The organism is Streptomyces sp. NPDC054842, assembly GCF_053611025.1.
The window spans coordinates 22,250-40,643 of sequence record NZ_JBSGZN010000051.1 but is presented as its reverse complement, the minus strand read 5'-3'; the positions used below and the strand labels follow the sequence as shown (position 1 = coordinate 40,643).

The 18,394-nt window shown below is 75.1% G+C and carries 14 protein-coding genes; 13 read left to right on the top strand and 1 reads right to left on the bottom strand.

Annotated elements, in window-relative coordinates:
- The first annotated feature begins 99 nt into the window (after positions 1 to 99).
- Genes ACWGIS_RS30310 through cobI form a run of 7 tightly spaced genes read left to right on the top strand, consistent with a single transcriptional unit; the run spans position 100 to position 11,043 of the window.
- The gene (locus tag ACWGIS_RS30310) at positions 100 to 1,041 is read left to right on the top strand and encodes a cobalamin biosynthesis protein (protein ID WP_453365663.1); all 942 of its coding nucleotides are present in this window, start codon (positions 100 to 102) and stop codon (positions 1,039 to 1,041) included.
- Positions 1,038 to 2,546 carry a cobyric acid synthase gene (locus ACWGIS_RS30305; RefSeq protein WP_453365662.1) on the top strand — a complete coding sequence of 503 codons (1,509 nt, stop codon included), beginning with the start codon at positions 1,038 to 1,040 and terminating at the stop codon, positions 2,544 to 2,546. Before ACWGIS_RS30310 ends, ACWGIS_RS30305 begins: the two co-directional genes overlap by 4 nt.
- Positions 2,543 to 6,196, top strand: coding sequence for a cobaltochelatase subunit CobN (cobN, locus tag ACWGIS_RS30300; protein WP_453365661.1), 3,654 nt, complete (start codon positions 2,543 to 2,545; stop codon positions 6,194 to 6,196). The genes ACWGIS_RS30305 and cobN overlap by 4 nt, the downstream gene beginning before the upstream one ends.
- Positions 6,193 to 8,274: a putative cobaltochelatase gene (locus tag ACWGIS_RS30295; protein ID WP_453365660.1), complete on the top strand. Its 2,082-nt coding sequence runs from the start codon at positions 6,193 to 6,195 to the stop codon at positions 8,272 to 8,274. Before cobN ends, ACWGIS_RS30295 begins: the two co-directional genes overlap by 4 nt.
- Positions 8,274 to 8,873 (top strand): cob(I)yrinic acid a,c-diamide adenosyltransferase, encoded by a 600-nt coding sequence (gene cobO / locus ACWGIS_RS30290; protein ID WP_453365659.1) that lies wholly within the window; start codon positions 8,274 to 8,276, stop codon positions 8,871 to 8,873. Before ACWGIS_RS30295 ends, cobO begins: the two co-directional genes overlap by 1 nt.
- Positions 8,867 to 10,315: a cobyrinate a,c-diamide synthase gene (locus tag ACWGIS_RS30285; RefSeq protein ID WP_453365658.1), complete on the top strand. Its 1,449-nt coding sequence runs from the start codon at positions 8,867 to 8,869 to the stop codon at positions 10,313 to 10,315. The genes cobO and ACWGIS_RS30285 overlap by 7 nt, the downstream gene beginning before the upstream one ends.
- Positions 10,312 to 11,043: a precorrin-2 C(20)-methyltransferase gene (gene cobI / locus ACWGIS_RS30280; RefSeq protein ID WP_453365657.1), complete on the top strand. Its 732-nt coding sequence runs from the start codon at positions 10,312 to 10,314 to the stop codon at positions 11,041 to 11,043. The genes ACWGIS_RS30285 and cobI overlap by 4 nt, the downstream gene beginning before the upstream one ends.
- Positions 11,044 to 11,078: 35 nt before the next feature.
- On the opposite strand, the gene ACWGIS_RS30275 is transcribed toward cobI, so the two are convergent.
- Entirely contained in the window at positions 11,079 to 11,807 is a 729-nt protein-coding gene (locus ACWGIS_RS30275; RefSeq protein ID WP_453365656.1) for a ZIP family metal transporter, read from the bottom strand.
- Between the two features lie 114 nt (positions 11,808 to 11,921).
- Between ACWGIS_RS30275 and cobM the strand changes: the two genes are divergently transcribed.
- The 6 genes from cobM to cobC are packed head-to-tail and all read left to right on the top strand — an operon-like array spanning position 11,922 to position 18,365.
- A complete protein-coding gene (gene cobM / locus ACWGIS_RS30270) occupies positions 11,922 to 12,740 on the top strand; it encodes a precorrin-4 C(11)-methyltransferase (protein ID WP_453365655.1) in 819 nt (272 codons plus the stop codon).
- Positions 12,737 to 13,996 (top strand): precorrin-6y C5,15-methyltransferase (decarboxylating) subunit CbiE, encoded by a 1,260-nt coding sequence (gene cbiE / locus ACWGIS_RS30265; RefSeq protein ID WP_453365654.1) that lies wholly within the window; start codon positions 12,737 to 12,739, stop codon positions 13,994 to 13,996. Before cobM ends, cbiE begins: the two co-directional genes overlap by 4 nt.
- A complete protein-coding gene (gene cobJ / locus ACWGIS_RS30260) occupies positions 13,993 to 15,693 on the top strand; it encodes a precorrin-3B C(17)-methyltransferase (protein WP_453365653.1) in 1,701 nt (566 codons plus the stop codon). The genes cbiE and cobJ overlap by 4 nt, the downstream gene beginning before the upstream one ends.
- Positions 15,690 to 16,346, top strand: a complete 657-nt coding sequence (locus tag ACWGIS_RS30255; protein WP_453365652.1) for a precorrin-8X methylmutase — start codon at positions 15,690 to 15,692, stop codon at positions 16,344 to 16,346. Before cobJ ends, ACWGIS_RS30255 begins: the two co-directional genes overlap by 4 nt.
- Complete coding sequence (locus tag ACWGIS_RS30250) at positions 16,343 to 17,275, top strand: sirohydrochlorin chelatase (protein ID WP_453365651.1); 933 nt, start codon at positions 16,343 to 16,345, stop codon at positions 17,273 to 17,275. The genes ACWGIS_RS30255 and ACWGIS_RS30250 overlap by 4 nt, the downstream gene beginning before the upstream one ends.
- Positions 17,265 to 18,365 carry an Rv2231c family pyridoxal phosphate-dependent protein CobC gene (gene cobC, locus ACWGIS_RS30245; RefSeq protein WP_453365650.1) on the top strand — a complete coding sequence of 367 codons (1,101 nt, stop codon included), beginning with the start codon at positions 17,265 to 17,267 and terminating at the stop codon, positions 18,363 to 18,365. The genes ACWGIS_RS30250 and cobC overlap by 11 nt, the downstream gene beginning before the upstream one ends.
- Positions 18,366 to 18,394: the final 29 nt, after the last annotated feature.

Sequence of the window (18,394 nt, the reverse complement as noted above, 5' to 3'; positions counted from 1 at the left end):
GTGGACACCCTGAGTGAGGACATATCGCCATGCGCGGCTGCCCGTTGCGGGTCCTGTTGAGTACGAGGGTTCTACTTCACCCCACGGCGGGCTGACGCCGTGCGTGCCGATCGCGTCTTCGCGTACGGCGCCACCGCCGGCCTCCTCGGCGACCTGCTCCTCGGCGATCCCCGCCGCGGGCACCCGGTCGCCGCTTTCGGGCGGGCCGCGGGCACCGTGGAACGGGTGCTGTGGCGTGACCACCGCGGGTGGGGCGCACTGCACACCGCCGTCTGCGTGGGCGGCGCCGCCGGGCTCGCCGCGCTGGCGGCCCGCGCCGTCCGCTCCTCCCCCGCCGCCTCCGTCGCGCTGACCGCCGCCGCCACCTGGGCCGTCGTCGGCGGCACCTCGCTCGGCCGCGAGGCCCGGGCCGTCGGCGGCGCGCTGGCCGCCGGGGACGTCGACGCCGCCCGTGAGCGGCTGCCCCACCTCTGCGGGCGGGACCCGCAGGCCCTGGACGCCGACGGGATCGCCCGGGCCGTGGTCGAGTCCGTCGCCGAGAACACCTCCGACGCCGTGGTGGGAGCCCTCGTCTGGGGCGCCGTCGCCGGAGTGCCCGGACTCCTCGCCTTCCGGGCCGTCAACACCCTGGACGCCATGGTCGGGCACAAGTCGGCCCGCCACCGCCGCTACGGCTGGGCCTCCGCGCGCCTCGACGACGTCGCCGGCTGGCCCGGGGCGCGGCTCACCGCCGTGCTCGCGGCCGTCGCGGGCGGCGACCCGCGCGGCGCGGTCCGCGCCTGGCGCGCCGACGCCGTCCGCCACCCGAGCCCCAACGCCGGTCCCGTGGAGGCCTCGTTCGCGGGGGCGCTGGGCGTGCGGCTCGGCGGGACCCTCTCCTACGGCGGCAGGGTCGAGCACCGGCCCGTGCTGAACGGGGGCGGCCGGGCCGTCGGGGTGCGCGACATCGAACGGGCCGTACGCCTCTCGCGCCGGGTGAGCTGGCTGGCGCTGGGCGTCTGCGCCGCGGGACGACTGCTGTCGAAGGGAGCGAGCCGATGAGCGGCGGGCTGCTGGTCGCGGGAACCACCTCCGACGCGGGCAAGAGCGTCGTGACCGCCGGGATCTGCCGGTGGCTGGTGCGCCAGGGCGTGAAGGTGGCGCCCTTCAAGGCGCAGAACATGTCCCTCAACTCCTTCGTCACGCGCGAGGGCGCGGAGATCGGGCGGGCGCAGGCCATGCAGGCGCAGGCCGCCCGCGTCGAGCCGACCGCGCTGATGAACCCCGTGCTGCTCAAGCCGGGCAGCGACCGCAGCAGCCAGGTCGTGCTGATGGGCAGGCCGGTCGGCGAGATGAGCGCGCGCGGCTACCACGGGGGCCGCCAGGAGGCGTTGCTCGGCACCGTGCTGGAGTGCCTGGCCGAGTTGCGGGGCACGTATGACGCGGTGATCTGTGAGGGGGCCGGCAGTCCTGCCGAGATCAATCTGCGGCGCACCGACATCGTGAACATGGGCATCGCCCGCAACGCGCGGCTGCCCGTCCTGGTGGTCGGGGACATCGACCGCGGCGGCGTCTTCGCGTCCTTCTTCGGCACGGTGGCGCTGCTCAGCCGCGAGGACCAGGAACTCGTCGCCGGGTTCCTGGTCAACAAGTTCCGCGGGGACGTCTCGCTGCTGGAGCCGGGCCTGGAGATGCTGCACGGGCTCACCGGCCGGCCCTCGTACGGCGTCCTGCCGTTCCGGCACGGCCTCGGCATCGACGAGGAGGACGGACTGAGGGTGTCCCTGCGCGGGACCGTCCGGGAGTCCGTCGTGGCGCCGCCGGCCGGCGAGGACGTGCTGCGGGTCGCCGTCTGCGCGGTCCCCCTGATGTCCAACTTCACGGACGTCGACGCCCTGGCCGCCGAACCGGGCGTCGTCGTGCGGTTCGTGGACCGGGCGGAGGAGCTGGCCGACGCGGACCTCGTCGTCGTACCGGGCACCCGGGGGACGGTGAACGCCCTGCGGTGGCTCCGGGAGCGCGGTCTCGCGGACGCGATCGCGAGGAGGGCCGCCGAAAGGCGGCCCGTCCTCGGCATCTGCGGCGGCTTCCAGGCCCTGGGCGAGCGGATCGAGGACGACGTCGAGTCGCGGGCGGGCCGGGTCGACGGGCTCGGACTGCTGCCCGTGCGGGTGCGGTTCGCGCGGGAGAAGACGCTCACGCGGCCCGTCGGCGAGGCGCTCGGCGAGCGCGTCGAGGGCTACGAGATCCACCACGGGGTCGCCGAGGTCACCGGCGGCGAACCCTTCCTGGACGGCTGCCGGGTCGGCGCCGTCTGGGGCACGCACTGGCACGGCTCGCTGGAGTCGGACGGGTTCCGGCGGGCGTTCCTGCGGGAGGTGGCGGCCGCCGCGGGCCGCCGGTTCGTGCCGGCCGCCGGCACGTCGTTCGCCACCCTGCGCGAGGAGCAGCTGGACCTGCTCGGCGATCTGATCGAGGAACACGCGGACACGGACGCGCTGTGGCGGCTCATCGAGTCGGGCGCTCCGACAGGACTGCCTTTCATCCCACCGGGAGCACCCGCATGAGCACAGTGTTGTTGTTGTCGACCGCCGACACGGATCTGCTGGCGGCCCGGGCCTCCGGCGCCGGGTACCGGATCGGCAACCCGAACCGGGTCGACGTCGCCGAGGAGCTGCCCGCTCTGGTGACGGGCGCGGACGTCGCCGTCGTACGGCTGCTGGGCGGCAAGCGGGCCTGGGAGGACGGGCTCGCCGCGCTGCGGGCCTCCGGGATCCCGACCGTGCTGCTCGGCGGGGAGTCCGTGCCGGACGCCGAGCTGATGGCGGAGTCGTCCGTGCCGGCCGGTGTCGTCGCGGAGGCGCTGCGCTACCTCGTCGAGGGCGGCCCGGAGAACCTGACGGAGCTGGCGCGCTTCCTGTCGGACACCGTGCTGCTCACGGGTGAGGGCTTCGAGGAGCCGAAGAAGACCGCCGAGTTCGGGGTGCACGGCGGGCGGGACCCGGCCGAGGGCCGCCCGACCGTCGGCGTGCTCTTCTACCGGGCCCACGAGCTGTCCGGCAACACCGCCTTCGTCGACACCCTGTGCGACGCGATCGAGGCACGCGGCGCCAACGCCCTTCCGGTGTTCTGCGGTTCGCTGCGCGGTGCCGACGCCGGGCTGTACGAGATCCTCGGGCAGGCCGACGCGCTGGTCGCCACCGTGCTCGCGGCGGGTGGCACGCACGCCTCCGAGGCCTCGGCCGGGGGCGACGAGGAGGCCTGGGACATCGGGGCGCTCGCCGACCTCGACATCCCCGTCCTGCAAGGGCTGTGCCTCACCTCCTCGCGCGCCGCGTGGGACGCCTCCGACGCCGCCCTGTCCCCGATGGACGCGGCGATGCAGGTCGCGATCCCGGAGTTCGACGGACGGCTCATCACCGTGCCGTTCTCCTTCAAGGAGCAGGGCCCGGACGACGTGCCGGTGTACGTCGCCGACCCCGAGCGGGCGGCGCGTGTGGCCGGGATCGCCGTGCGCCACGCGCGGTTGAAGCACAAGCCGAACGCGGAGAAGAGGCTCGCACTGGTCTTCACCGCCTATCCGACCAAGCACTCCCGGGTCGGCAACGCGGTCGGCCTGGACACCCCCGCCTCCGCCGTCCGCGTCCTGGACGCGCTGCGGGACGCCGGGTACGCGCTGACCGACTACCCGGACAACGGCGACGAGTTGATCCACCGGCTCATCGAGGCCGGCGGCCACGACGTCGAGTGGCTCACCGAGGAGCAGCTCGCGTCGGCGCCCGCGCGCGTGCCGCTCGCCGACTACCGGGCGTGGTTCGACACCCTCGATCCCGCGCTGCGCGAGGGGATGCTGGAGGCGTGGGGCGAGCCGCCCGGCTCCCTGTACGTCGACGGTGACGACATCGTGCTGGCGTGCCTGGAGTTCGGGAACGTCGTCGTGATGATCCAGCCGCCGCGCGGCTTCGGCGAGAACCCGATCGCGATCTACCACGACCCCGACATGCCGCCGTCGCACCACTACCTGGCGGCCTACCGGTGGCTGGAGAACTCCTTCGGCGCGGACGCCGTGGTGCACATGGGCAAGCACGGCACCATGGAGTGGCTGCCCGGCAAGGGCCTCGGGCTCAGCGGCGGCTGCGCGCCCGACGCCGTGCTCGGCGAACTCCCCCTGATCTACCCGTTCATCGTCAACGACCCCGGTGAGGGCACGCAGGCCAAGCGGCGCGGGCACGCCACGGTGGTCGACCACCTGGTGCCGCCGATGGCCCGCGCGGACACCTACGGCGACCTCGCCAAGCTGGAGCAGCTCCTCGACGAGTACGCGCTGGTGTCCGACCTCGACCCGGCGAAGGCGCCCGCGGTGCGCGCGCAGATCTGGACGCTGGTCAAGGCGGCCGAGCTGCACCACGACCTGCACGTCGACGAGCAGCCGGACGACGAGACGTTCGACGAGTTCGTCATGCACATCGACGGCTACCTGTGCGAGATCAAGGACGTGCAGATCCGCGACGGACTGCACATCCTGGGCGGCGGGCCGGAGGCCGAGCCGCGCGTCAACCTCGTGCTGGCCGTGCTGCGCGCCTCCCAGGTGTGGGGCGGACGGGCCAACGCCCTGCCGGGGCTGCGGGCCTCGCTGGCGGCCCATTTCGGCCTGTCCGAGAAGGAGTTGCTGGCCGAGCCGGGCGCTCCGGTGAAGGTGCCGGCGGAACTCACCGACCTGGTCGGGGGCCCGGCGCGGACCGGCGCCGACGCGGTGGACCTGCTGGAGCAGCTGTGCCGCCGGATCGCGCTGGGCATGGAGGAGCGCGGCTGGGAGACCGCCGCGAGCGCCCCCCTGGTGCGGGAGGTCCTGAACGCCGAACTCCCGGACGCGGTCGCGGTGGTGGAGTTCGCCTGCCGTGAGGTCGTCCCGCGGCTCGCGCGGACGACGGACGAGATCGGGCACATCCTCAAGGCGCTGCGCGGCGGTTACGTCCCGGCGGGCCCGTCGGGTTCGCCGACCCGCGGTCTGGTCAACGTCCTGCCGACCGGCCGCAACTTCTACTCCGTCGACCCCAAGGCGATCCCGTCCCGGCTCTCGTGGGAGGTCGGTCAGGCGCTCGCCGACTCGCTCGTGGCCCGCTACCTCCAGGACACCGGCGCGTACCCGACGTCCGTCGGGCTGACCGTGTGGGGCACGTCCGCGATGCGCACCCAGGGCGACGACATCGCGGAGATCCTCGCGCTGCTCGGCTGCCGGCCGGTCTGGGACGACGCGTCGCGCCGGGTGACCGGCTTCGAGATCGTGCCCCTCGCCGAGCTGGGCCGGCCGCGCATCGACGTCACCGTGCGGATCTCCGGCTTCTTCCGGGACGCGTTCCCGCACGTGGTGGGGCTGCTCGACGACGCGGTGCGCGCGGTGGCCGAGCTGGACGAGCCCGCGGACGCCAACTACGTGCGCAGGCACGTCGACGAGGACACCGCCGAGCACGGTGACCGGCGGCGCGCCACGGCCCGTATCTTCGGCTCGAAGCCGGGGGCGTACGGCGCCGGGCTGCTGCCGCTGATCGACGCCCGCAACTGGCGCTCGGACGCCGACCTCGCCGAGGTGTACGCGGTGTGGGGCGGCTACGCCTACGGGCGCGGGCTGGACGGGCGGGCGGCGCGCGGCGACATGGAGACCGCGTTCAAGCGGATCGCCGTGGCCGCGAAGAACGTCGACACCCGCGAGCACGACCTCGTCGACGCCGACGACTACTTCCAGTACCACGGCGGCATGGTGGCCATGGTGCGCCATCTGACCGGCGCCAGCCCGGAGGCGTACGTCGGCGACTCCGCCACCCCGGACCAGGTGAAGACCCGCACCCTCGGCGAGGAGACGCACCGCGTGTTCCGCGCCCGGGTGGTCAACCCGCGCTGGATGGCGGCGATGCGGCGGCACGGGTACAAGGGCGCGTTCGAGATGGCGGCGACCGTCGACTACCTCTTCGGGTACGACGCGACGGCCGGTGTGGTCGACGACTGGATGTACGAGAAGCTCAGCGCGGAGTACGTCTTCGACGCGGAGAACCGGGACTTCATGAAGAAGTCCAACCCGTGGGCCCTGCGCGGGATCACGGAGCGGCTGCTGGAGGCGGCCGAGCGCGGCCTGTGGGCCGAACCGGACGCGGAGACGCTGGAGCGGCTTCGCGCCACCTACCTGGAGCTCGAAGGCGATCTGGAGGGCGACGACCAGTGAGTACCCCGTTCCCGTTCACGGCCGTCGTCGGCCAGGACGACCTGCGGCTCGCGCTGCTGCTGAACGCCGTCTCGCCCGCGGTGGGCGGCGTGCTGGTGCGCGGCGAGAAGGGCACCGCCAAGTCGACCGCGGTACGCGCCCTCTCGGCCCTGATGCCGGAGGTGGACGTCGTGGCGGGCTGCCGCTTCTCGTGCGCGCCCGGCTCCCCCGACCCGGGCTGCCCGGACGGGCCGCACGAGAAGGGTCCCGGGGTGTCCCGGCCGGCCCGCATGGTGGAGCTGCCCGTCGGCGCCTCCGAGGACCGCCTCGTGGGCGCGCTGGACATCGAACGCGCCCTGTCCGAGGGCGTGAAGGCCTTCGAACCGGGCCTGCTGGCGGACGCGCACCGCGGCATCCTGTACGTCGACGAGGTCAACCTCCTGCACGACCACCTGGTCGACCTGCTTCTGGACGCGGCGGCGATGGGTGCCTCGTACGTGGAGCGCGAGGGCGTCTCGGTGCGGCACGCCGCCCGGTTCCTGCTCGTCGGCACCATGAACCCCGAAGAGGGCGAGCTGCGGCCGCAGTTGCTCGACCGGTTCGGGCTGACGGTCGAGGTCGCGGCCTCGCGTGAGCCGGACCAGCGGGTGGAGGTCGTGCGCAGGCGGCTCGCCTACGACGACGACCCGGAGGGCTTCGCCGCGCGCTGGGCCGGCGAGGAGTCGGCGGTGCGGGCCCGGATCGTGGCCGCCCGTGACCTGCTGCCCTCGGTGCGGCTCGGCGACGGGGCGCTGCGGCAGATCGCGGCGACCTGCGCCGCCTTCGAGGTCGACGGGATGCGCGCCGACATCGTGATGGCGCGGACGGCGACCGCGCTGGCCGCGTGGGCGGGCCGGACGGAGGTGCTGGCGGAGGACGTGCGGCAGGCGGCGCTGCTGGCGCTGCCGCACCGGCGCCGGCGCAACCCGTTCGACGCCCCAGGTCTCGACGAGGACAAGCTCGACGAGACGCTGGAGGAGTTCGGCGGCGACGGCACGGACGGCGACGACGACCCGGACCCGGACGGTCCCGGCGGCGGGCGGCCGCCCCAGGACGGGCCTCAGGACGGACCGCAGGACGGGCCGCAGGACGGGCCGCACGAGGCGCAGGACGGGCCCGCGGCGTCGCCGGACGGGGCCGACGGGCCGGAGCCGGGCGGTGACGAGGCCGCGCGTCCTGAGGCGGGCGAGAGCGGGCGGCCCGGGTCGTCCGGCGCCGGGGAGCAGCAGCCCGTACGGGCCGCGGAGCCGTTCCGCACGAAGGTGCTGAGCGTGCCGGGGCTGGGCGAGGGCGCCGCCGGGCGGCGCTCGCGGGCGCGCACCGAGCACGGCCGCACCACCGGCTCGCGGCGGCCCCGCGGCACCCTCACCAAGCTGCACCTGGCGGCCACCGTGCAGGCGGCGGCCCCGCACCAGAAGGCGCGCGGCCGCTCGGGGCGCGGTCTCGTCGTACGGCGGGACGATCTGCGCCAGGCCACCCGCGAGGGGCGCGAGGGCAACCTCGTCCTGTTCGTGGTGGACGCCTCCGGGTCGATGGCGGCCCGGCAGCGGATGAGCGCGGTGAAGGGCGCGGTGCTGTCGCTGCTGCTCGACGCCTACCAGCGGCGCGACAAGGTGGGGCTGGTGACGTTCCGCGGTTCGGCCGCGGACGTGGCGCTGCCGCCCACCTCGTCGGTGGACGCGGCGGCGGCCCGGCTGGAGTCGCTGCCGACGGGCGGCCGGACGCCGCTGGCGGCCGGTCTGCTGAAGGCGCACGACGTGCTGCGGGTGGAGCGGCTGCGGGACGCGGCGCGCCGTCCGCTGGTCGTGGTGGTGACGGACGGCCGGGCGACCGGCGGTCCCGAACCGGTGGCGCTCGCGGGGCGGGCGGCCCGGCTGTTCGCGGCCGGCTCGGTCGCCTCCGTGGTCGTGGACTGCGAGACGGGGCCGGTGCGGCTCGGGCTCGCGGGGCAGCTCGCGCGTGAACTGGAGGGCAACGCGGTCACGTTGGACGAGCTGCGGGCCGACTCGATCGCCGGGCTCGTCCGGGACGTGCAGGGAAGCAACAGGAGGGCCGCGTAATGCCGCAGGGACAGCCGAGCACCGTGCCGGACGACGGGCTGACGACACGTCAGCGGCGCAACCGGCCGCTGGTCGTGGTAAACACCGGGATCGGCAAGGGCAAGTCCACGGCCGCCTTCGGGCTGGCGCTGCGCGCCTGGAACCAGGGCTGGCCGATCGGGGTGTTCCAGTTCGTCAAGTCGGCGAAGTGGAAGGTCGGCGAGGAGAACGCGCTGCGGGTGCTGGGCGCCAGCGGCGAGGGCGGCACCGTCGACTGGCACAAGATGGGCGAGGGCTGGTCCTGGGTCCAGCGCGACGCGCAGCTGGACAACGAGGAGAAGGCCCGCGAGGGCTGGGAGCAGGTCAAGCGGGACCTGGCCGCCGAGACCTACCGGCTGTACGTCCTCGACGAGTTCGCCTACCCGATGCACTGGGGCTGGATCGACACCGACGAGGTCGTGTCCGTGCTGCGGGACCGGCCGGGCACGCAGCACGTGGTGATCACCGGGCGCAACGCCCCCGAGAAGCTGGTGGAGTTCGCCGACCTCGTGACCGACATGTCCAAGGTCAAGCATCCGATGGACGCGGGCCAGAAGGGCCAGAGGGGCATCGAGTGGTGACGAGCGTCCCCCGGCTGGTCGTCGCCGCGCCCGCGTCGGGCAGCGGCAAGACCACCGTGGCCACGGGGCTGATGGCGGCCTTCGCCGGGCGGGGGCTCGCCGTGTCCCCGCACAAGGTGGGACCGGACTACATCGACCCCGGGTACCACGCGCTCGCCACCGGGCGCGTGGGACGCAACCTCGACGCCTACCTGTGCGGCCCCGAGCTGGTCGCGCCGCTGTTCGCGCACGGCGCCCGCGGCTGCGACCTCGCCGTCGTGGAGGGCGTGATGGGGCTGTACGACGGTGCGGCGGGCCAGGGCGAGCTGGCGTCCACCGCGCACGTCGCGAAGCTGCTGCGGGCGCCCGTCGTCCTGGTCGTCGACGCGTCGTCGCAGTCGCGGTCGGTGGCCGCGCTGGTGCACGGGTTCGCCTCCTGGGACCCCGAGGTGCGGGTGGCCGGGGTGATCCTCAACAAGGTGGGCTCCGACCGGCACGAGACGCTTCTCCGCGAGGCCCTCGACGCGTCCGGGGTGCCGGTGCTGGGGGTGCTGCGACGGGCGCCGCAGGTGGACACGCCGTCCCGGCACCTGGGACTCGTGCCCGTCGCCGAGCGGCGGGACGGAGCGGTGGAGGCGGTCGCCGCGATGGCCGCGCAGGTGCGCCTGGGCTGCGACCTGGACGCGCTGTTCGCGCTGGCGCGCAGTGCGCCCGCGCTGCCGGGGGCGGCCTGGGACGCGGCCGAGGCCGTGGGTTCCTCGTCCCCCGTTTTTCCCGTCCCGACCGCGGACGCCGCCGGGCCCGTACCCCCGCCCTCGCCCGGCCCGTCTCGTCCTGCGACGCCGGACGGACCCGGGGCGAGAAGAACCGTCGCCGTCGCCGGCGGTCCCGCCTTCACCTTCTCCTACGCCGAGCACGCCGAGCTGCTGGCCGCCGCCGGTGCCGACGTCGTGACGTTCGACCCGCTGCGGGACGAGCGACTCCCGGAAGGGACCGGCGGGTTGGTGATCGGCGGCGGGTTCCCCGAGGTCTACGCGCCGGAGCTGTCGGCCAACGAGCCGCTGCGCAAAGCCGTCTCGGAGCTGGCGCTCGCCGGGGCCCCGGTCGCCGCCGAGTGCGCCGGACTGCTGTACCTGTGCCGTGAGCTGGACGGGCAGCCCATGTGCGGGGTGCTGGACGCCACCGCCCGGATGAGCGAGCGGCTCACCCTGGGCTACCGGGACGCCGTCGCGGTGTCCGACAGCGCGCTCGCCGCCGCGGGGACGCGGATGCGCGGGCACGAGTTCCACCGCACGGTCGTCGAGCCCGGCTGCGGGGCGGCGCCCGCCTGGGGCGTGCACGCCCCGGGACGCCGGACCGAAGGTTTCGTACAACAAGGTGTGCACGCGAGTTATCTGCACACCCACTGGGCGTCCGCGCCCGGTGTCGCCCGCCGGTTCGTGGAGAGGTGCCTGACGTCATGAGCAGCAAGCTGATCGGGGTCGGGGTCGGACCCGGCGACCCGGAACTGGTGACCGTCAAGGGCGTCAACGCGCTGCGGACGGCGGAGGTCGTCGTGGTGCCCGTGCTCGACACGGGCGAGCGGGGGCGCGCCGAGGCGACCGTCCTGCACTACGTGCCCGAGGAGAAGGTCGTCCGGGTCGTGTTCGCGCTCAACGAGCGGACGGACCGGGAGCGCCGCGAGGCCGCCTGGGACGCGGCGGGCGAACGGGTGGCGGGGCTGCTCGAACGGCACGGCACCGTCGCCTTCGCCACCATCGGCGACCCGAACGTGTACTCGACGTTCACCTACCTCGCCCACACCATCGCCGAAGCCCTGCCGGGCACGTTGATCGAGACGGTGCCCGGCATCACCGCCATGCAGGATCTCGCCGCCCGCTCGGGCGCCGTCCTCACCGAGGGGACGGAGCCGCTGACCCTGGTCCCGGTGACCGCGGGCGCCGCCGTCCTCAAGGACGCGCTGCACGGGCCGGGCACGGTCGTGGCGTACAAGTTCGGACGGCAGGCGCACGAGGTCGCGGCGGCGCTGCGCGAGACCGGGCGCCTGGACGACGCCGTGTGGGGGTCGGCCCTCGGGCTGCCCGAGGAGTCCATCCGGCCGGCCGCCGACCTCGACGGCGGGGCGCTGCCCTACCTCTCCACGCTGATCGCGCCCGCGCCGCGCGACGGCGGCCGGGGCGGGAAACTGTGAACCGGGACCGGCGTCCGCGGGGCCGCCGGGCGCCCTCAGTCCGCGATGCCCACCACCAGCCAGATGAAGGCCGCGCCCGCGACCGTGCACAGCAGCGTCGAGCGGGCCGGGTGCTCGTGGTGCGCCTCGGGCAGGATCTCGGCGGCCGCCAGGTAGAGCAGTACGCCGCCGAAGAGGCCGAGGTAGCAGCCGAGGGCCTGTTCCGGGATGGTCAGGAAGAGCGTCGAGGCGGCTCCGGCCACCGGTGCCACCGCGTCCGCGAAGAGCATGAGGAGCGCCTTGCGGCGGGCGTTCCCGTACAGGCTCGTGATCGTGTACGTGTTGAAGCCGTCCGCGAAGTCGTGGGCGATGACGGCCAGTGCCACGGCGAGCCCCATCCCGCCGCCCACCTGGAAGGCGGCGCCGATCGCGACGCCGTCCATGGCGCTGTGCACGACCATCGCGGCCGCCGCGGTCAGGCCCACCTCGGGCGCCCGCGGGTCGCGTTCCTCGCCGCCGTGCGCGGCCCGGCGGGTGGCGAGCAGCCGTTCCCCCAGATGGGCCAGCAGGAACCCGGCGACGAACAGCAGCAGCGCGGCCGGTACGCCGAACACCTCGCCGCCCGCCGCCTCCAGTGCCTCGGGCAGCAGGTCGAGGCCGACCACGCCCAGCATCAGGCCGCCGGCCAGGCCCAGCACCAGATGACGACGGTCGGTCACCCGCTGTGCCGTCCAGCCGCCGGCCAGCGTCATCAGGAACGCGCCGAGCGCGACGAAGACCGCCATAGGCCCTTGCTATCCGATCAACCCCCGTTCACGCACGTCCGGCGGCACTCCGCCGCCTGACGCGCGCCCCGCACGACCCGCAGTACCCGTATCCGTAGGAGAGGACCGATTCCCATGGCCGATGCCCCCACCGGCAAGGTGACCTTCGTCGGTGCCGGCCCCGGCGCCGCCGACCTGTTGACGTTCCGTGCCGCGCGCGCCATCGCGGACGCGGACATCGTGATCTGGGCGGCCAGCCTGGTGCAGGCGGAGGTCCTCGACCACGCGCGCGAGGGCGCCGAGATCCTGGACTCGGCGACGATGTCCCTGGAGGACGTCGTCGCCGTGTACGAGCGGGCCGCCCGGGAGGGCCTGAAGGTGGCCCGGATCCACTCCGGCGACCCCGCGCTGTGGGGCGGCACGCAGGAGCAGGTCGACCGGTGCGCCGGACTGGGCGTCGAGACGGAGATCGTGCCCGGCGTCTCCTCCTTCTCCGCGGTCGCCGCCCTCGCCCAGCGGGAGCTGACGATCCCCGAGGTCGCGCAGTCCGTGATCCTCACCCGGCTCGGCGGCGGCAAGACGCCGATGCCGCCCGGCGAGGAGGTGCGGGAGTTCGCGCGGCACGGTACGACGATGGCGCTGTTCCTGTCGGCCGCGCGCAGCGGGCAGCTCGTCCGGGAACTGCTGGAGGGCGGCTACCCGACGTCCACGCCGGTCGTGGTCGCGTACCAGGCGACCTGGCCGGAGGAGCTGATCGTGAAGTGCACGATCGGCACGCTGGAGGAGACCGTCAAGGAGCACAAGCTCTGGAAGCACACGCTCTTCCTGGTGGGACCGGCGCTCGGCGCGAGCGGCACCCGCTCGCACCTGTACCACCCCGGGCACTTCCACGGCTTCCGCAAGGCGGACCCGGAGGCCCGCCGGGCGCTGCGCGCGCGAGGTGCCACGACGTGATCACCGTCGTCGGTACGGGTACCGGGGCGCCCCTGGCCGTCGCGGCCGAGGCGGCGATCGCCGGGGCCGGGCTCGTCGTGGGCGGCGCCCGGCACCTGGCCGCCGTGCGGGTGCCCGGCGCGGCGGAGCGGATCGTGCTCGGGCCGCTCGCGCCGGCGCTGGACGCCGTCGAACGGCACCTGGACAAGCACGGGGACGCGCAGCCGGTCGTCGTGCTCGCCTCCGGGGACCCGGGGTTCTTCGGGATCGTGCGGGCGCTGGCCGAGCGGTTCGGGCCGGAGAACCTGGACGTCTCGCCCGGTGTCTCCTCCGTCGCGACCGCTTTCGCGCGGCTCGGTCTGACCTGGGACGACGCGGTCGTGGTGAGCGCCCACGGGCGTGACCTGCGGACCGCGGTGAACGTGTGCCGCGCGCACCCCAAGGTGGCGGTGCTGACCGGGCCCGGCGCCGGTCCGGCCGAGCTGGGGGCCGCGCTGGCCTACCGCTCGGGCGACCGTGTCCTCGTCGTGGCGGGCAGCCTCGGCGACCCCGGGGCCGAGCGGGTGGAACGGGTGACGCCCGCCGATGCCGCGACCCGCGACTGGGGCACCGCGGTCAGCGTCGTGCTGTGCCTGGACGAGTCGCGTGCCGTGGCCCCCGTCCGCACGGTGGCGGGGCCGCCGGCCGGGCCGGCCCGGTGGGCGCTGGCCGAGACCGACTTCGCGCACCGCGACTCCATGATCACCAAGTTCGAGGTGCGGGCCCTGGCGCTGGCCCGGCTCGGCCCGCGGCGGGGCGACCTGGTCTGGGACGTGGGTTCCGGGTCGGGGTCCGTCGCCGTCGAGTGCGCGCGGTTCGGTGCCGCCGTCACCGCCATAGAGAAGACGCGGGACGGGGTGGACCGCATCCGCGCCAACGCGGCGGCGCACGGGGTGGACGTGCAGGTCGTGCACGGTGCCGCGCCGACCGTACTGTCCGACCTGGACGACCCGGACGCCGTCTTCGTGGGCGGCGGGGGCCGGGAGCTGCCCGCGATCGTCACGGCGTGCGCGCGGCGGGCGCGGCGGGCGGTCGTGGTCGCCATGGCCGCGCTCGACCGGGTACCGGCGGTCCGGGACGCGCTGACCTCCGCCGGGTTCGACTGCGAGGGCGTCCTGCTCCAGTCGTCCCGGCTCGCGCCGCTGCCGGGGGACGTCACCCGGCTCGCCGCGACCAATCCCGTTTTCCTGCTGTGGGGCGTCCGGCCTCCGGCCAGTACCGAAGGAGTCCCTCAGTGATCGGCCTGATTTCCGCGACGGCGGCGGGGGCGGCTGCCCGTGACCGGCTGGCCGCGGCCTGGCCCGGCCGTACCCGGGTGTACGACGGGTCGGACGGCTCCGTCGGGGACGCCGTGCGGCGGGCCTTCGCCGAGTGCGACCGGCTGGTGTGCTTCCTGGCCACGGGCGCGGTGGTGCGGATCGTCGCGCCGCTGCTGGGCGACAAGGCGTCCGACCCGGGGATCGTGTGCGTCGACGAGGCCGGCCGGTTCGCCGTGTCGCTGGTGGGCGGGCACGGCGGCGGCGCCAACGAACTCGCCCGCGAGGTGGGCGGGTTGCTCGGCGCCGAGCCGGTGGTGACCACCGCGACGGACGCCGTCGGCCTGCCCGGTCTCGACACCCTGGGCTTCCCCGTGGAAGGGGACGTCGCGGCGGTGTCGCGGGCGCTGCTCGACGGGGAGCCCGTGGTGCTGGAGGCCGAACTGGCCTGGCCGCTGCCGCCGTTGCCGGTGGGCACGCGGGGCGCGTACACCGTCCGGGTCACCGACCGGGCCGTCGGGCACACCGAGCGCGAGGCGGTCCTGCGGCCGCCGTCCCTCGTCGTCGGCGTCGGCGCCTCCAAGGGCGCTCCGGTGGACGAGGTGCTCACGCTGGTCGAGGACGCGCTGCGGGACGCCGGGCTGTCCGCGAGGTCCGTCGCCGCGCTGGCCACCGTCGACGCGAAGGCCGGCGAGCCGGGCATCGTGGGGGCGGCCGAGCGGCTCGGGGTGCCCGTGGTGACGTACGGCGCCGAGGAGCTGGCCGCGGTCGAGGTGCCGAACCCCTCCGACGCGCCGCTGGCCGCCGTCGGCACGCCGTCCGTGGCGGAGGCCGCCGCGCTGGCCGGCGGGGGTGAACTCCTGGTGCCCAAGCGGAAGTCGGTGCGGGCGGACGGGCGGCCCGCGATGGCGACCTGCGCCGTCGTCCGGCGGGTGGCCCGCGGCCGGCTCGCGGTGGTCGGCCTCGGCCCGGGGGCGCGGGACCTGCTCACCCCGCGGGCGAAGGACGAACTGCGGCGCGCGGCCGTGCTCGTCGGCCTCGACCAGTACGTCGACCAGATCCGGGACCTGCTGCGGCCCGGCACCCGGGTCCTGGAGTCCGGGCTCGGCGCCGAGGAGGAGCGCGCGCGCACCGCGGTGGCGGAGGCCCGCCGCGGACAGGCCGTCGCGCTGATCGGCAGCGGGGACGCGGGCGTGTACGCCATGGCCTCGCCGGCGCTGGCCGAGGCGTCCGACGACATCGACGTGGTCGGGGTGCCCGGGGTCACCGCCGCGCTCGCGGCCGGGGCGATCCTGGGCGCGCCGCTCGGGCACGACCACGTGTCGATCAGCCTGTCGGATCTGCACACGCCGTGGGAGGTCATCGAGCGGCGGGTGCGCGCCGCCGCGGAGGCCGACATCGTCGTGACGTTCTACAACCCGCGCAGCCGGGGCCGTGACTGGCAGCTGCCCAAGGCCCTCGCGATCCTCGCGGAGCACCGGGAGCCGTCGACGCCGGTGGGTGTCGTACGGAACGCGTCGCGTCCGGACCAGAGCAGTCTGCTGACCACGCTCGCGGGACTCGACCCGGCCGTGGTGGACATGATGACCGTGGTGACCGTGGGCAACACGGCGACCCGTGAGATCGCCGGGCGCATGGTGACACCGCGCGGCTACCGCTGGCAGGAGGAGCCCAAGTGAGCGAGAGCAGGACGGTGCCGCCCGCGAGCCGGGTCGTGCACCCCATCGAGCAGGAGTCGTTCCGGCGGCTGCGGTCCCGTCTGGACACCTCGGGCTTCCCGCCGCTGACGCGGGCGGTCGTGGAGCGGGTCATCCACTCCGCCGCCGACCTCGACTACGCCGACGACCTCGTCATGGACGAGTCCGTACTGGAGAGGGCGCACGCGGCGCTGCACGCCGGGGCGCCCGTCGTGGTGGACGTGGAGATGGTCGCGGCGGGGATCACCCGGCGCGACACCGTGTGCCGGCTCAAGGACGCCAAGTCCGGTCCGGGGCTGACCCGTTCGGCGCACGCGATACGCCTCGCGCTGGAGGACGTCGGTCCCGGCGCGATCTGGGTCGTCGGCTGCGCGCCGACCGCTCTGGAGGAACTGCTCACGCTGGACGCCGATCCCGCGCTCGTCATCGGCCTGCCCGTCGGTTTCGTCGGGGCGGCCGAGTCCAAGGCCGCGTTGCGCGAGAGCGGGCTGCCCGCCGTCAGCAACGTGTCCGAGAAGGGCGGTTCCGCGGTCGCCGCGGCCGCGCTGAACGCCCTGCTGTACCACCCCGTGCCGCCGGCCGCCGAGGCCGCCCGGACCGCCGGGGCCTTCCCGTCCGCCAAGGAGACATCGTGACCACCCCTGCCCCCGCCCTGCTCATCGCCGGACACGGCACCCGGGACGAGGCCGGGGCCGAGGCCTTCCGCGCCTTCGTGCGGGAGCTGGGCCGCCGCCACCCCGAACTGCCCGTCGCCGGCGGCTTCATCGAGCTGTCGCCGCCCCCGCTGACCGAGGCGGTCGGCGAGCTCGTGCAGCAGGGCGTACGCCGGTTCGCCGCCGTCCCGCTGATGCTGGTGTCCGCCGGGCACGCCAAGGGCGACATCCCGGCCGCGCTGAACCGCGAGAAGGAGCGGCACCCCGGGATCTCGTACACGTACGGGCGTCCGCTGGGCCCGCATCCCTCGCTGCTGGCCGTGCTGGAGCGGCGGCTCGACGAGGCGCTGGGCGGCGGGCCGGAGCGGGCGCCCGGTGACCGGGCCGACGTGACCGTGCTGCTCGTCGGGCGCGGGTCGACCGATCCGGACGCCAACGCCGAGGTGCACAAGGCGGCCCGGCTGCTGTGGGAGGGCCGCGGCTACGCCGGGGTGGAGACCGCGTTCGTGTCGCTGGCGGCGCCCGACGTGCCGTCCGGACTGGACCGCTGCGCGAAGCTCGGGGCGCGGCGGATCGTGGTGCTGCCCTACTTCCTGTTCACCGGCATCCTGCCGGACCGGGTGCGGCAGCAGACGGAGGGCTGGGCCGCCGCGCACCCCGAGGTGGAGGTCCGTTCCGCCGACGTCATCGGCCCCGAGCCGGAGCTGCTCGACCTGGTCATGGAGCGCTACCGGGAGGCGGTGCGGGGCGACGTGCGGATGAACTGCGACTCGTGCGTGTACCGCATCGCGCTGCCGGGCTTCGAGGACAAGGTCGGCATGGCGCAGCAGCCGCACTTCCACCCGGACGACGACGGTCACCACCACGGGCATCACGGAGACCACGCGCACTCGCACTCCCATGCCCACTGAGGGCGCGCCCGGGGCCGGTACGGCCCGCTCCGAGGGGACGGCGCACGATCTGCGGCACCACGGTGACGCCGAGGTCCGGGACGACGGTTCGGCGCTCACCGACCTCGCGGTGAACGTCCGCGCCGACACCCCGCCGGCGTGGCTGCGGGAGCGGATCGCCGCGTCGCTGGCGGGGCTCGCCGCCTACCCGGACGGACGGGCCGCGCGGGCCGCTGTGGCCGCGCGGCACGGGCTGCCGGTGGAGCACGTGCTGCTGACGGCCGGTGCGGCGGAGGCGTTCGTGCTGCTCGCCCGCGCCCTGAAGGTGCGTCACCCCGTCGTGGTGCACCCGCAGTTCACCGAGCCGGAGGCGGCGCTGCGGGACGCCGGGCACACCGTCGAGCGGGTCCTGCTGCGCGAGCGGGACGGTTTCCGGCTCGACGCTGGGGCCGTGCCGGACAGCGCGGACCTCGTCGTGATCGGCAACCCGACGAATCCGACGTCGGTCCTGCATCCGGCGGACCGGATCGCCGCGCTGGCGCGCCCCGGGCGGACGCTGGTGGTCGACGAGGCGTTCATGGACGCCGTGCCCGGCGAGCGAGAGGCCCTCGCCGGGCGGACGGACGTGCCCGGGCTCGTGGTGCTGCGCAGCCTCACCAAGACCTGGGGGCTGGCGGGGCTGCGCATCGGGTACGTGCTGGCCGGTCCCGAGACGGTCGCGGAGCTGGAGCGGGCCCAGCCCCTGTGGCCGGTCTCCACGCCCGCGCTCGCCGCGGCGGAGGCGTGCGTGTCCCCCCAGGCACTCGCGGAGGCCGGTCACGCGGCGCACCGCATCGCCGCGGACCGGGCCCATCTGGTCGCGGGACTGCGGGAGTTCGGGCCGGACGGGCTGCACGTGGTGGAACCCGCTGAGGGTTCCTTCGTGCTCGTCCGGCTGCCCCGGGCGGGCGCCGTGCGCCGGCATCTGCGCGATCTGGGCTTCGCCGTGCGCCGCGGCGACACCTTCCCGGGACTGGGAGAGGAGTGGCTGCGGCTCGCAGTGCGGGACCGGGCGACGGTGAATCGTTTCCTTCAGGCTCTGGACCGGGCGGTGACGCTCGCCGGGGACTGAGGCGCGGGGGCCCGCTCCCCGCACCCGGG